This window comes from Vibrio sp. V43_P6S15P86 (genome assembly GCF_009904725.1).
Taxonomy (GTDB): domain Bacteria; phylum Pseudomonadota; class Gammaproteobacteria; order Enterobacterales; family Vibrionaceae; genus Vibrio; species Vibrio diabolicus.
This window is the reverse complement of record NZ_WXWT01000411.1, coordinates 1-13,608: the sequence shown is the minus strand read 5'-3', so window position 1 is coordinate 13,608 and position 13,608 is coordinate 1. Positions and strand designations below refer to the sequence as shown.

Below are 13,608 nucleotides of genomic sequence, written 5' to 3'. Positions count from 1 at the left end.
ATATTTAACGTGCAAGTAATATTTATAAACAAGAATGATTGCTCTAGTTCAAATGATGGAAAAATAAGATGAAATTATCGCAGTGGGGTCTTTTATTAAGTGGCTTGGTGGCATTGCCAAGCATTGCAGATACAGATGTTTATCTAACCAATAACTCTGATCAGTCTTTAACTATTCAAGTAAAGCACGAAGGCAGTGATTTACTTCAATATGGAGAAGAGTGGCAGCAACATGTACAAGTACTTGGTCCGTGGGAAACCAAACCTGTATTGAGCTTCAATCGTTGGGAAGGCGTGAAATCAAACCAAACTTACCGTTTTGAAACTGTGGTTTCTAGCCCTAAAGGTGAAAGCATAACACTCAATCAAGTCATGGAAGGTCATTGGTATAATTCAACCATTGAATATGGCTTATCGGCGGCCGATGTCGATTTATCTCTTAAAGATGATCGTGATATTCATCGTGCCAACACTAACGCTTTTAGCATCCGAGAAACCGAACTGGCATTTAAGTCAGACAGTACCGCTCGATACGACGATCTTTATTACACCATCACACCAAGCAAAGTAAATGAATCTGTCGATAACGAAGAACAAAACCTTAAGTTGATGACTTACAACATCTGGGCTCTTACGGCTATTGCATCGCACATCGGTGATCGTTACGAACTGATTCCTCAATACGTCAAAGGTTATGATGTATTAGCGCTGCAAGAAGTGTTTGCAAGCGGTCGTGAAGCATTCCTACGTGAGTTAGCTAAGGAATATCCGTACCAAACTAAAATGTTAGATAAAGAAGGCGTTAATATTCATGATGGTGGGGTGATCATTGTCAGTCGCTATCCTATCGTGAATGAAGCGCAATATGTCTTCCCCGACTGCTCTGGCACAGACTGCTTTGCCGACAAAGGCGTGAATTATGCGGAAATTATTAAAGGTGGTCAGGCTTACCATGTGTTTGCTACCCATACCGCATCTTTCGATACAGACACCGCTCGCGAGTATCGTCAGCGCCAGTTCAAACAAATCCGCGCACTCGCTAAATCTCTCAACATTCCTTCAAGCGAAACTGTGGTATACAGCGGCGACTTTAACGTAAACAAAAGAAAGTTCCCTGGTGACTACCAACAAATGATCGCCAACTTAAGCGCCATAGAGCCTCAGTATTCTGGTTACACGGAGTCAACCTTTGATCCCCGCATCAATAACTTCGCAGGTGAAGCGTTATCAGGCGGCGAAAACGTGGAATACCTTGACTATGTTATGGTGAGTAGTGAATACGGGGTGAAATCATTCAATGACAACCGTGTAGACGTGCCGCGCACAACCGCAGAGAGTTTATGGAAACACTACAATCTTTCTGACCATTTCCCAGTTAGCGCAACAATCAAGCCATGAAGAAAATCGCGTTGATAATCATGTCCGCCATTATGGCGGGCATGATGTTTTTAACTTTCAGTCAAGATGGGCAGCAAGAAGCGGCCGTGTCCGCTTCTGCTCCAAAGACAAAAAATAAGAACGTCCCCAGTACATCACTAAAAACAAGCAATATCGCTCCCAGTGTAGATACTTCACCACAGGCCGCAGAGCTCCCTTCTGCGACTCAAATAACGACTGAGAGACTAACTCTGCTCAAAGGGAGAGAACTCGTCGCAGAGCTTGAGTTATTTTGGCATGAGTGCATGTCGAACCGCGACTGTGAGGAACAGTTAGCCTTGCTCGAGCCTTATTTATCTTCAGCACGATTTCAACTTTTGGCGAGCTACCATCAACTCAACAGTCAATGGCAAGAAAGTGTAGGTAATTTGTTATTTGATGAGCAACAACCACTAGCCTCACGTATTGCACAACTTAAATCCGAGGCAAGAGGCATTTGGGGAGAGTTGGCTGATGTTATTTTCGCGGATGAGTTCGCCCTATACGATTTCAATTTAGAGGCCCAACAGCTCAACACGCAAAGTCCAGAAAGCTTTTTGCAAGCTTTCGAGCAACTCATCATAGACTGGCAAGAAAATGCAGAGGCTATCGGGCTTACAAACGACCAAGCAAAATATGAGCGTGCAGTTGCCCTGATACCCAATAGCATGAGCTTTCCAGATCGCCAAACTATCATCGCAGAGCTGCAAAAAACTTACTTAACGAAGGACGAAAGCGAAGAGATTCACGCTCGTGAGCAACAAATTGCCGAGCAAAAAGAGCAAGTCAGAGGTTACCAACAAGCATTGCAACAACTTGAGTCCAGACTCAGAAAAGAGAGAGCCACAAGCCATTCGAATTTGTCAGAACCGGAATGGCAAAGCTATTACCAACAAGAAGTAGCGGATTTTCGCCGCGAGTTCTTTTCTTCTTAAACGTCAGCTTTCATTGATGGGAATTGAAAGTCCAAAAGGCACGTTACGAATAAACAGCCGTGCCTTTTATTCAGAACCCTGCTTTTTAATTCAGAACAAATTCAAACCAAATACATCTTTCACATCAAATAGCACTTGTTCAGTTTTCTCACGAGAACGCTGACTACCTTGTTTTAAAATATCAATCAGCTGTGCTTTATCATTCAAATACATAGTGCGCTTTTCTCGAATAGGTCGAAGCATCTCTTGTAGGCATTCTTCTAATACTTTCTTGGTCAAACCATCACCTAACCCACCGCGTCGATAATGCTCTTTTAGCTGTTCGACGTAATCTTTATCAGGGTGAAAGGCATCGAGGTAGGTAAATACGATATTACCTTCGACTTGGCCAGGGTCCTCAATTTTCAGGTGATTGGGGTCGGTATACATAGATTTCACCGCCGCAGAAATCTCCTTTTCAGACGCCCCTAGGTTGATTGCGTTCCCCATGCTTTTAGACATCTTATTTTTGCCATCAGTACTCGGCAAACGAGGAGCATCACTAAGTAATGGACGGCATTCTCTAAGAACCTCTTTTCCACCCAGGTGGTTTATTTTTCTTACGATTTCATTAGTTTGCTCCAGCATCGGCAGTTGGTCATCACCTACCGGAACCAACGTCGCGTGGAACCCCGTAATATCGGCAGCTTGAGAAATTGGATACGTTAAAAAGCCAGCAGGAATAGAGCGTTCAAAGCCTTTACTCTGTATCTCATTTTTAACCGTGGGATTACGCTCTAAACGCGCAATAGAGACAAGATTGCTGTAATACATCGTTAACTCTGCTAACGCTGGTATTTGAGATTGCAACGTGATCGTGGTTTGTGTGGGGTCGATACCAACGGCCAAATAATCCGCAACGACATTGAGAATATTGGAGGATACCTTTGATGGATTGTGGGCGTTATCCGTCAACCCTTGCATGTCTGCGACTAAGATCGTTTGCTCATGTTCCGTTTGCAATTTGACTCGTTGTTGCAATGAACCGACATAGTGCCCGAGGTGTAACGGACCTGTCGCTCGATCGCCGGTCAGGATAATTTCACGCTGCGATGTACTTTGAATGGTGTTCATATTTATCTCCAAGTATTTAATAGATCGCTACTGGAGATAAAAAGATCAAACACTCTTAGCTACCATCCAGCAGCGTAAGAATGTGAGTATTCCGTGCCGCTCTATTTAGAGCGCCACCAAAAGAAGGTTGTTGATGAAGGGCTAACATGTATTTTCATGTTTTCAAACTAACAGTACATCGAACTGAACTCAATCTGTTTTTGTATTGAATTAGCGTAAGTATTCAAAGAGCCTACAGAAACGATTACATTGGTAAAGACATCGCAATGACTAAAGCCGCACCAAACACCGAACCTGAGACAAATGCACAAAGTACGGTTTTGTTGTGTTTCCTTTTCATCGATGAACTCCTATCCATAACCACAATGACCAACCCTTTTATTTAATACGCATGTGGATGCATCACGGTAAGTAGTAAACCAACATATCGCGCATAGAACCAGTACAGCTTTGTTAAACTGGGACCTCGTCCATAACTTGGAATGCAAATGGTTCTGGAACCAACAAAAGAGGAAAATTTCATCACTTTTCTGTCCTGTCTCCCAGAGTTTATGGCTTAATAGACAGCAGGAATATTTTTCTTTTGCTACGGGTACTTACATGGAAGCTGTTCTACATCAGTTGCAATTCTCTTTGTCGATAACCGGCCCTATCTGCTTAATGTTAATACTTGGCGTGGTGTTCAAACGCATTGGACTGATCAACGATAATTTTTATCGAAGTGGGCTCTAAACTGGTGTTTCAAGTTACGCTACCTGCGATGTTATTTGTCAATATTGTGGCTTCAGAACACGATTTTTCAGCGGCAAGTGGCTTTGTCAATTTCGGCGTTATCGCTAGTGTTTCTTTTTTTATTTTCACCTACCTTTCGGTCAAGCTTCTGTTCAAAGCATCACCTGACCAAGGTGTTCTTATCCAAGGTGGGTTCCGAGCAAACACAGGTATTATTGGCATCGCTTACGTTGCCAATGCGTATGGTTCTCAAGGTGTGGCGTTAGCAGCGCTTTATGTCGCGGTCACCACGTTTATTTACAACGTCCAAGCGGTAATTTGCTTACCTCCCAAGGGCGCAACTTCTGTCCCACAAGCCGCAAAAATGATGGGCCGAACACTGACGAGGAATCCACTGATAATCTCAATCGTCCTAGGGATGGCTTTCTATTTGCTCTCTATTCCAGTGCCGAATGTTGTTATTGATGCAGGGAACTACTTGTCCAAAATGACACTGCCTTTAGCGCTGTTGTGTACGGGCGGCTCACTCGATTTTAGCTTGATGAGAAAAGAGAAAGGTCCATCTTGGTTTGCAAGCAGTTACAAGCTCATCGTGGCACCAGTCATCATCACCATGGGTGCTTACTTAGTAGGATTTCGAGGAATTGAGCTAGGTATTCTTTTCTTTATGAACGCCTCTCCAGTCGCTGCTGCCAGCTATGTCATGGCGCGTTCCATGGGAGGCAATGCCACATTAGCCGCAAATATCATCGCACTCACTACGGTGCTTTCTTCCGTGACCTGTACGTTGGGCATCCTATTTCTTAAGTTCTACAACTTAATATAATTGGCCAGCGATAAAATAAAGACGCTAGACGGCATTGATGCAAGTTACTGGTCGTGATTCGCAAAAGTGAGCTTTCTTACCAGACGAAAAAATTCACTCGCTTCAGATTCCGACAAACAAGAAAAAAACTCTTTCTGTAAATTCGTCATGATTTGATGCACTTGCTTTAAAGCGTTTGCCCCCTCTTTAGTCATGCTGAGCATTTTAAGACGCTGATTCGATGTACTTTTAGAAACTTGAACAAACCCTCGCTTTTCCAAATTATCCACCATTCGCTTTGCTACACTTCGCTCAGTTCGAACCGCGTCAGCCAACGCTTGCTGACTCATGGGTTGAAACTCTTCCAAAGCGGCCAGTGCACTTGCCATCTCGAGTGTCATTAAATTTTGCCGAGAGAGCTCAGCTTGAGCACGGTTGCGATACATTCGCTGCATCACACCGCAGACAAACATAGGGCTTTGATCCAAAACGGAAATTGGGGAGATTTTCTGATCTTTCATCGTCGTTTGTTCTTCTTTAGGCTTTCATTCGGTCGGAAGGAGTAAGCAGATTCTGCATAAGGCAAAACGCTCCCCCTTTAAGTTTGTGTCAAAGACGGTAACCACCAAGTGAAAACATAAAATAAAGAGCGCCGAAGCGCCCTTTTATCGTGTTTATTATCACCAGTATAACTTAGTTACAGCAACCAAGTCTTACTCGCTTTGCTGAGCCGGTTTAGGATTAGTCTCAGACAACTCTGCCTCCGATTCTTTTCTCGCACGTCGATCAAACAATCGCTCAACCACCACAAAGAAGATTGGCACAAAGAATATACCTAAGATCGTCGCACTGATCATGCCACCAAGTACACCAGTACCTACCGCATTTTGACCTGCTGAGCCCACGCCAGAGCTGATAGCAAGCGGTACTACACCTAGACCAAAGGCAAGCGATGTCATAATAATTGGGCGCAGACGAACACGAACGGCATGCAGGGTTGCTTCGATAAGGCCAGCGCCTTTCTCGTAGTAATCTTTCGCAAACTCAACAATCAGAATGGCGTTTTTAGTTGCCAAGCCGACCGTCGTTAATAAACTCACCTGGAAGAACACATCGTTGTCCATACTTCGCGTCATTACCGCGAGCACAGCACCAAGCACACCAAGAGGAACAACTAACACCACGGCGAAAGGTACTGACCAACTTTCATACAAAGCGGCGAGAACTAAGAATACGACGAGGATAGACAGCGCATATAACATTGGCGCTTGGTTTCCGGAAAGGCGCTCTTCATACGAAATACCATTCCAGTTCACCGTGAAGCCTTCTGGTAGCTTTTCTACCATTGCTTCAATTTCTGCCATAGCTTCACCAGTACTGACGCCAGGAGCTGCGCCGCCTTGGATATTCATCGCTGGCAAACCATCAAAACGCTGCAAAAGAGGTGAACCATACGTCCACTCTCCGCTCGCAAAGGCAGAGAAAGGCACCATCTCACTTTTTGAGTTACGCACGTACCACGAATCGAAGTCTTTTGGCTGCATACGGTATTCCGCATCACTTTGCATCATGACTTTTTTCACTCGACCGCGATCAATATAGTCGTTAATGTACGCTCCGCCCCATGCCGCTGACAGGATTTGGTTGACGTCATTAATGCTAACATCCAGAGCACGCAGTTTAACGTGGTCAATGTTCACTTTGTACATTGGCGCATCTGCTTGACCGTTCGGACGAACACCGACAAGTTTCGGGTTTTGTGCAGCCATGCCAAGCAGTTGACCTTGCGCAGCGACTAATGCGTCGTGACCTTTGTTCAACGAATCTTGAAGATAGAAATCAAAGCCTGTCGAGTTACCCAATTCTTGAATCGCAGGAGGGGCAAATGCAAACACCAGTGCTTCTTTGATGGTTGAGAAGTACCCCATCGCTCGACCCGTAATGGAAGCTGCATCAGCACCCGGCGCTTCACGCTCTGACCAATCTTTCAGACCGATAAATGCCATCCCCATGTTTTGGCCTTGGCCTGCAAAACTAAAGCCCGCAACGGAGAAGACGGATTTCACGTTGTCTTTCTCATCCACAAGGTAAAAGTCGCGCATTTTCTCAAGTGTTTTTTCCGTCTGCTCTTGCGTTGAGTTAGGCGGCAAAATGGCCATTGAGAATACCGTGCCTTGGTCTTCATCCGGCAAGAATGACGTCGGAAGGTTCATAAACAGCCAGCCCGCACCTGCACTCATTGCCAAGAATACAACCAACATACGACCTGTGCGCTTTAGGAGTTTAGCAACGCCGGTTTCATAGCCAGCTGTCATCGCATCAAACTTGCGGTTAAACCAGCCAAAGAAGCCTTTCTTTTCTAGAAGCTCAGCATCGCCTTTTTTCAGTAATGTTGCACATAATGCTGGAGTCAGAATTATCGCTACCAAAACTGAAAGTGTCATCGCCGCCACAATCGTTATCGAGAACTGACGGTAAATAACCCCTGTAGAACCAGACATAAACGCCATAGGGACGAATACCGCGGAAAGCGTCAGACCCACACCAATCAGAGCACCAGTGATCTGCCCCATCGATTTTTTGGTCGCTTCTTTTGGCTCTAACCCATCCTCATGCATCACACGCTCGACGTTTTCCACCACAACGATGGCATCGTCCACCAGCAAACCGATAGCCAGAACCATCGCGAACATGGTTAACGTGTTTACGCTAAATCCAGTCGCGTACAAAATAGCGAAGGTTCCGAGCAATACGACAGGCACTGCGATCGTTGGAATGATCGTCGCACGGAAGTTCTGCAAGAACAGGTACATGATTAAGAACACAAGAAGAATGGCTTCTAACAGCGTTTTAACCACTTCTTGAATCGAGGCTTTGACGAATGGCGTTGTTTCAAATGGGTAAGCAATCTGCAACCCTTCTGGGAACGTTGCACTCAGTTGTTCTAAACGCTCTTTCACCGCATTGGCTGTCTCAAGCGCGTTTGCACCAGTACCTAATGAAATACCTAAACCCGATGCTGGGAAGCCATTATATTGGCCTCGAATGTCATAACTTTCTGCACCACGTTCAACACGAGCCACATCTTTCAAATAAACATTCGAACCGCTGGCGTCAGACTTAAGAATGATGTCTTGGAACTCTTCTACACTGCTCAAACGACTTGCAGACGAAATCGTTGCATTCAACAGCTGGCCTTCCTGCGCAGGTGCTGCACCAAGTTGACCAGAAGAAACTTGCGCGTTCTGTTCACTGATCGCATTTGCTACGTCGATTGCGGTCAAGTTGAACTGCGTAAGCTTAAATGGGTCCAGCCAGACTCGCATCGCATACTGCGCACCAAACGCCTGCACTTGTCCTACGCCAGTTACACGACTTATCGGGTCTTGAATATTCGTTACAACAAAGTCGCCGATATCGTTTTCTGTAAAGTCAGGATCTTCAGAATAAACTGCCACCACCATGAGAAACGCCGTGTTGGATTTATTCACGACGATACCTTGGTTTTGTACTTCCATCGGCAATGATGTCAATGCCAATTGCAGCTTGTTCTGCACCTGTACTTGCGCGATATCAGGATCAGCTTCGCTATCAAACGTCAGGGTAATTGTCGCATTACCGAATGCATCACTGCTCGATGATAGGTAGCGAAGATAATCTAATCCCGTCATATTTTGCTCGATAACCTGCGTTACCGAGTCTTCAACGGTTTTCGCTGATGCACCTGGATAACGTGCACTGATGGTGATCGTTGTCGGTGAAATCGTTGGGTATTGCGAGACGGGTAAATTGAATAATGACATTACCCCCGCCAACATCGTTAGAATCGCGAGAACCCAAGCAAATACCGGACGATCGATAAAAAATCGTGCCATGATTACTCCTGTTCACCGTTTTGGATAGTTACAGGGCTGCCTGGACCTACCTTTTGTAACCCAGCAGTAATGACTTTATCGCCCGCTTTCAAACCATCAATAATACGCCATTGATTATTGATCGCTTCGGCTGTCTTCACTGGTCTTGCTTCCACTTTGTTCTCACCATTCACCATCATCACTGTCGCTTTGCCTGTCGCATCGCGAGAAACGGTATTTTGTGGTATCAGAATCGCGTCAGGGTCAACACCAGTAATGACCGTCGCACGAACAAACATTCCTGGTAGTAACAAACCGTCAGGGTTTGGGAATTCAGCACGAAGCGTCACGCTACCCGTACTTTCGTTCACATTGACCTCGGTAAATTTCATCGTGCCTTTGTGTTCGTACGTGCTGCCATCTTCAAGCATCAATGTAACTTGCGCAGAATCATCCTCTTGCATATGACCTTGAGAAAGAGCCGCTTTTAAACGCAGCAGTTGCGCGGATGATTGCACAATATCAACGTTGATAGGATCAAGCTGCTGAATGGTCGCTAATTTGGCTGCTTGGTTAGCCGTAACCAACGCACCCGCCGTCACACTCGATTTACCGATCACACCGCTAATCGGAGCTTTCACTTGCGTGTAATCTAAATTGATTTTTGCCGTATTGATCTTAGCTTTTGCGACTAGGACCTGTGCTTGCGCTTCCTTGTATGCTGCTTCTGCTTCATCCAAATCTTGTTGGCTGATGGACTTTTTGGTGATCAAGGTTCTGTAACGCTTCACCGTGGCATGGGTCGATTCTGCCGCTGCTTGAGCTCGGATTAATTCCGCTTCAGCGCTCAGCAAATCCGCTTGAAATGATGAATCATCAATTTGATATAGGGACTGTCCTTGTTCAACAAGGCCCCCTTCAACAAAATTTCGCTCTGAAATAATGCCTGTAACTTGCGGACGAACTTCCGCTTCTTTGAATGCACGGCTACGACCTGGCAACTCGACAGTTAACGCTTGGCGAGTTGGTTCCACCGTTAACACTTCAACTTCGGTTGCGGGCGCAGGACCACTACCTTGGCTCGATCCTTCTTCGCTAGGTTGACATCCAACCACAAAAAGGCTCGACGCAATCAGCAGAGATAGCGTGGTTTTACGTCTCATGAATTTTTCTCTCTTTTACCTACAAGCCTTCAAGATTCCTTGCTAAAAACTTCTAGAATGACTTAATGATGACTAACGGATGTATATCCAGAACAAATTAATTAGGATGATAATTACCCAGTGTTGTACATACAACAAAATTTACAGTTCTATACGCTTACGAAAAACGTTTATGGTAAAGGTGTAATGAAGTTCTCAAATTTGAAGATTTTGGGTTGGAAATCACACTTTCCTGTGAGCAATTTCAATGGTTAAAAAGCAGCAAAAGTGATGATAAAAGCATCATCACGCTGTACAGAGTTTGTCACCGCTGTCTAGGATTATTTGCACCTCTGGTATACAAAGTTAAGTAAAAGAGGGATGTAAATATAGTCGAGCCTTCACAAGTCAGGTTCGACCCTTATCTAAAAAATAACCCGCTCAGAAGCGGGTTATTTCGTCAGTGAGACTGCAGTTCTCAAGCTTATACTTTGAACTGACTAACCTGATGATCTAAGCGCTGGGTTTGCTCTGATAACATGGCTAAAGATGCTTGCGCTTGGTTGACGATTTCCACAATAGATGTACTGCTATCTGCAATGCCTTGTACGTTGCTATTTACTTCGTCACTTACCGTACTTTGCTGGCTTGCAGCCGTTGCAATGTGTGTGTTCATCTCGTTCATACGTGAAATCGCGTTTAAGATTTCAGAAAGGGATTGACTCGCTCTCCCTGCCGATTGAATTGTTTCATCACTGCTATTTTGGCTACCACGCATCACTTCTACGGCTTGTCCCGCACCAGATTGTAGCTTTTCAATCATGGTTTGGATTTCACCCGTGCTCTGTTGTGTACGACTGGCTAACGAGCGAACCTCATCGGCTACAACAGCAAAGCCTCGCCCTTGCTCTCCTGCACGAGCCGCTTCAATCGCTGCGTTAAGCGCCAATAAGTTCGTTTGCTCTGCGATACCACGAATGACATCCAATACAGAAGCAATGTTACTCACATCATGATCCAATGTGTTAATGACGTGGCTTGCACTTTCGATTTCACTTGCGAGGCTACGAATTGAGCTAACGGTTTGATCCAAAATAACATTGGTATTGGTAAGTTCATCATTCGCAGTCTGGCTTGCAACCGCAGCTTCGTTGGCGCTATCGCTGACATTTCTGCTGGTGACTTGCATCTCATGCACTGCCGCTGCTACCGCCTCGCTGTCTTTTTGCTGTGAAACGGTCGAGTTCGCGATGGTCGTGGTCAACGAGCTAAGATTTTCCATCTCATTACGCAAGGTATTCGAACTTTCAATTACTTGAGAAACTGTCGCTTGGATTTTAGACACAAACTGATTAAACGCGTTCGCTAAATTGCCAATTTCGTCTTGTGTTTTCACATCGATTCGCTGGCTTAAATCACCTTCACCAGAAGCAATTTCTGTCATCGCATTTTTGATATCGTTGATAGGCTTCACGACGGTTTGCAACAACAAAAACGCCATCGCAATAGCGGCCAGAATAACAATCACAATGCCCGCTTCAAGAATTACCTGAGCTCTTGTTGCGGCTGCTGAGATTTCATCTTTCAATAAGCTTTGTTTTTCTTCTATAGCATCTTTCACAACATTAAGTTGCGCTCTTACCTCGATAAACTGATTTTCAAAGGTGTGTTTGTGTTCGTTGTAGTAACCAAGCCATTGTGATTGAGGTAAACGCAACATCGCTTCATAACTCGCCAACCATTTTTCACCTAGGGAGACAAGCTTTCTCACTTCATTACCGTGTGAAGAAGACATCACGCCAGCTTGCGATAGCTCAATCATTTTCTCCATACGTGGCAGCGCCTTGTATGCGTTGTCTTTGTATTCACCGATGTGGTGGTCAATATCGGTTTGAGTATCAGAAAGAGCAACACCTTGGATTGCAGATGTAGCTTGGTAAAGATCGCGGTAAGCATCCTCAATCGTTAATAAGTTCGGCACTATCTGTTCGTTAAGTGTTTCACTCAACTCAGATTGTTTCCAACTTGTCATAACGTTTAATACAGAGCTCACAATAAACAATCCAATAATCAGTGACAGCGGAATCACTATCTTCTGCTTGATCGTTAAGTTCTGGAACATGAATAGACTCTCTTTAATTATGGTATACAAACTGCCAGAAATTATATCAAACAAATAGAGTATCCCATTAGGTAAAAGACTCTATTAAACATGATATCTGATGACTTTTTGACAAGCGTTCTAATTTCAACAATTAATTGATTTTGTGGAAAATTTAATAAGGAACGCTCATCACAACATGCGAATAAAAACGCACTACCTGCACGGAAAATGTGTAACAAAAGATGAATAAAAAGGAGGCTTTTTGAAGGGCTTGCCGACTCAATGAGTATTTGAGAATCAATACGATATACAGCTCTGGGATTGAACTTGTCGCGTAATACGAAAAAGCCCCAGCATTTCTGCTAGGGCTCAAATGTGGCGGTGAGTGAGAGATTCGAACTCTCGATTGCAAGCTGCCAAGATTAAAGCAATTAAAATCAATAAGTTAACTATACCGAACTTTGAGAGTTTGTACCAGTTTTTTGTACTATCATTTCATGACTAAAAAGAAATTCGTAAGCCAGCGCTGCTACGACCACGAATGCTTTAACGACTGGCTAATCTCTATGATTCATATACAAACCTAACAGCAGTAGCTCTTGGCCCTTTGTCAGTGGCTTCATAGTCAAATTCGACTTCTGGTTTTAGTTGTAAATTATTTGTATCATATTTATCTTCTAAAACATCTATCGTAAAAAGTACATCTCTCCCTTTTTCACGCCGTATAAAACCGAACCCTTTATGCTCAATATAGGCATTTATATATCCTTTATCTATTGGCATTATATTTCCCATATTTCTTGTTTAGTTGGAGAAGATGAGTAGTACTTTTTTAACTGTCTTCTTGCTTTCTTAGCTTCATACCTTTTAGTCCTAGACAATATACTTAGCTGGTAATAAATTTTATTCAATCGATTAACACGACCTAGATCTTTATGAGAGGTTTTAGGGACTTTCAAAGCAGCATTAACTGATTTTAATACTTGATTTGCAGTGGATTCAGAATATATCGGTAAAATAGCTCTTAATCTCTCACGATATTTTTTTGCTTGTCCGTGCTCTAACCTTTCTAATTTAGCAACCAATCCGGAGGTACGATTCCAGTGTTCATGATATTCTTGGGTAGTCTTGGAGACTTTTGCTTTTTGCTCGCAAACATAAACTAACTGTCTAACATAACGTCTTTCCTCTTTACGAACTTTAGGGGCTCTATGTTTAACCCAGACTCCTGTTACTTCAAGGTTTGCATTTCTGTTAGACCTATACTCTTTTTGAGTTTTAGAGCCTTTAAGTTTGAGACCATACTTAGTCAACATCCCTGCTACTAGTTTAATTACTTCTTCACATTTTTGTTTTGAGAGTTCTTCTTGAGATGAAATAGTAATATCATCTAATAACCTGGAGTATTGTAGCCCTTGTCCACGCAATTTCGAAACTAAATGATACTCGCTATTGAAAAATAAAAGATTTGCGATATAGCTGGAAGTACAACCGCCTTGAGGAACAGA

9 protein-coding genes and 1 pseudogene are annotated in these 13,608 nt (G+C 43.8%); 3 read left to right on the top strand and 7 right to left on the bottom strand.

The annotated features are described in order from the left end of the window. Nucleotides 1–68: 68 nt before the first annotated feature. Both CAG69_RS18665 and CAG69_RS18660 read left to right on the top strand, forming a co-directional pair. Nucleotides 69–1,397: a sphingomyelin phosphodiesterase gene (locus CAG69_RS18665; RefSeq protein WP_161445611.1), complete on the top strand. Its 1,329-nt coding sequence runs from the start codon at nt 69–71 to the stop codon at nt 1,395–1,397. Next, nucleotides 1,394–2,350 carry an ATP-dependent dsDNA exonuclease gene (locus CAG69_RS18660; RefSeq protein WP_161445609.1) on the top strand — a complete coding sequence of 319 codons (957 nt, stop codon included), beginning with the start codon at nt 1,394–1,396 and terminating at the stop codon, nt 2,348–2,350. The genes CAG69_RS18665 and CAG69_RS18660 overlap by 4 nt, the downstream gene beginning before the upstream one ends. Nucleotides 2,351–2,440: 90 nt before the next feature. Here CAG69_RS18660 and trpS read toward each other — a convergent pair whose 3' ends face one another. Further along, on the bottom strand, nt 2,441–3,463 hold the full coding sequence (gene trpS, locus CAG69_RS18655; protein ID WP_005390796.1) for a tryptophan--tRNA ligase: 1,023 nt from the start codon (nt 3,461–3,463) through the stop codon (nt 2,441–2,443). Nucleotides 3,464–4,063: 600 nt separating this feature from the next. Here trpS and CAG69_RS18650 point away from each other — a divergent pair. Then, nucleotides 4,064–5,021: pseudogene (locus CAG69_RS18650) on the top strand (AEC family transporter). 44 nt (nt 5,022–5,065) lie between these two features. Here CAG69_RS18650 and CAG69_RS18645 read toward each other — a convergent pair. The 6 genes from CAG69_RS18645 to CAG69_RS18620 form a co-directional block, all read right to left on the bottom strand. Continuing rightward, nucleotides 5,066–5,521: a MarR family winged helix-turn-helix transcriptional regulator gene (locus tag CAG69_RS18645; protein ID WP_161445607.1), complete on the bottom strand. Its 456-nt coding sequence runs from the start codon at nt 5,519–5,521 to the stop codon at nt 5,066–5,068. 192 nt (nt 5,522–5,713) lie between these two features. Beyond that, nucleotides 5,714–8,875, bottom strand: coding sequence for an efflux RND transporter permease subunit (locus CAG69_RS18640; RefSeq protein ID WP_161445605.1), 3,162 nt, complete (start codon nt 8,873–8,875; stop codon nt 5,714–5,716). 2 nt (nt 8,876–8,877) lie between these two features. Continuing rightward, nucleotides 8,878–10,017: an efflux RND transporter periplasmic adaptor subunit gene (locus CAG69_RS18635; RefSeq protein WP_005390787.1), complete on the bottom strand. Its 1,140-nt coding sequence runs from the start codon at nt 10,015–10,017 to the stop codon at nt 8,878–8,880. 463 nt (nt 10,018–10,480) lie between these two features. Then, complete coding sequence (locus CAG69_RS18630) at nt 10,481–12,118, bottom strand: methyl-accepting chemotaxis protein (protein ID WP_054867757.1); 1,638 nt, start codon at nt 12,116–12,118, stop codon at nt 10,481–10,483. Between the two features lie 546 nt (nt 12,119–12,664). After that, the gene (locus CAG69_RS18625) at nt 12,665–12,883 is read right to left on the bottom strand and encodes a cold shock domain-containing protein (RefSeq protein ID WP_180700554.1); all 219 of its coding nucleotides are present in this window, start codon (nt 12,881–12,883) and stop codon (nt 12,665–12,667) included. Then, on the bottom strand, nt 12,883–13,608 hold a 726-nt coding region (locus tag CAG69_RS18620), incomplete at its 5' end, for a reverse transcriptase domain-containing protein (RefSeq protein ID WP_272925892.1). The genes CAG69_RS18625 and CAG69_RS18620, both read right to left, overlap by 1 nt.

Bases quoted from the DNA above. Each gene is read 5' to 3' on its own strand.
- CAG69_RS18625 (WP_180700554.1), bottom strand. From the start codon at position 12,883: ATGCCAATAGATAAAGGATATATAAATGCCTATATTGAGCATAAAGGG.
- CAG69_RS18640 (WP_161445605.1), bottom strand. From the start codon at position 8,875: ATGGCACGATTTTTTATCGATCGTCCGGTATTTGCTTGGGTTCTCGCG.
- CAG69_RS18630 (WP_054867757.1), bottom strand. From the start codon at position 12,118: ATGTTCCAGAACTTAACGATCAAGCAGAAGATAGTGATTCCGCTGTCA.
- CAG69_RS18645 (WP_161445607.1), bottom strand. From the start codon at position 5,521: ATGAAAGATCAGAAAATCTCCCCAATTTCCGTTTTGGATCAAAGCCCT.
- CAG69_RS18665 (WP_161445611.1), top strand. From the start codon at position 69: ATGAAATTATCGCAGTGGGGTCTTTTATTAAGTGGCTTGGTGGCATTG.
- CAG69_RS18660 (WP_161445609.1), top strand. From the start codon at position 1,394: ATGAAGAAAATCGCGTTGATAATCATGTCCGCCATTATGGCGGGCATG.
- CAG69_RS18635 (WP_005390787.1), bottom strand. From the start codon at position 10,017: ATGAGACGTAAAACCACGCTATCTCTGCTGATTGCGTCGAGCCTTTTT.
- trpS (WP_005390796.1), bottom strand. From the start codon at position 3,463: ATGAACACCATTCAAAGTACATCGCAGCGTGAAATTATCCTGACCGGC.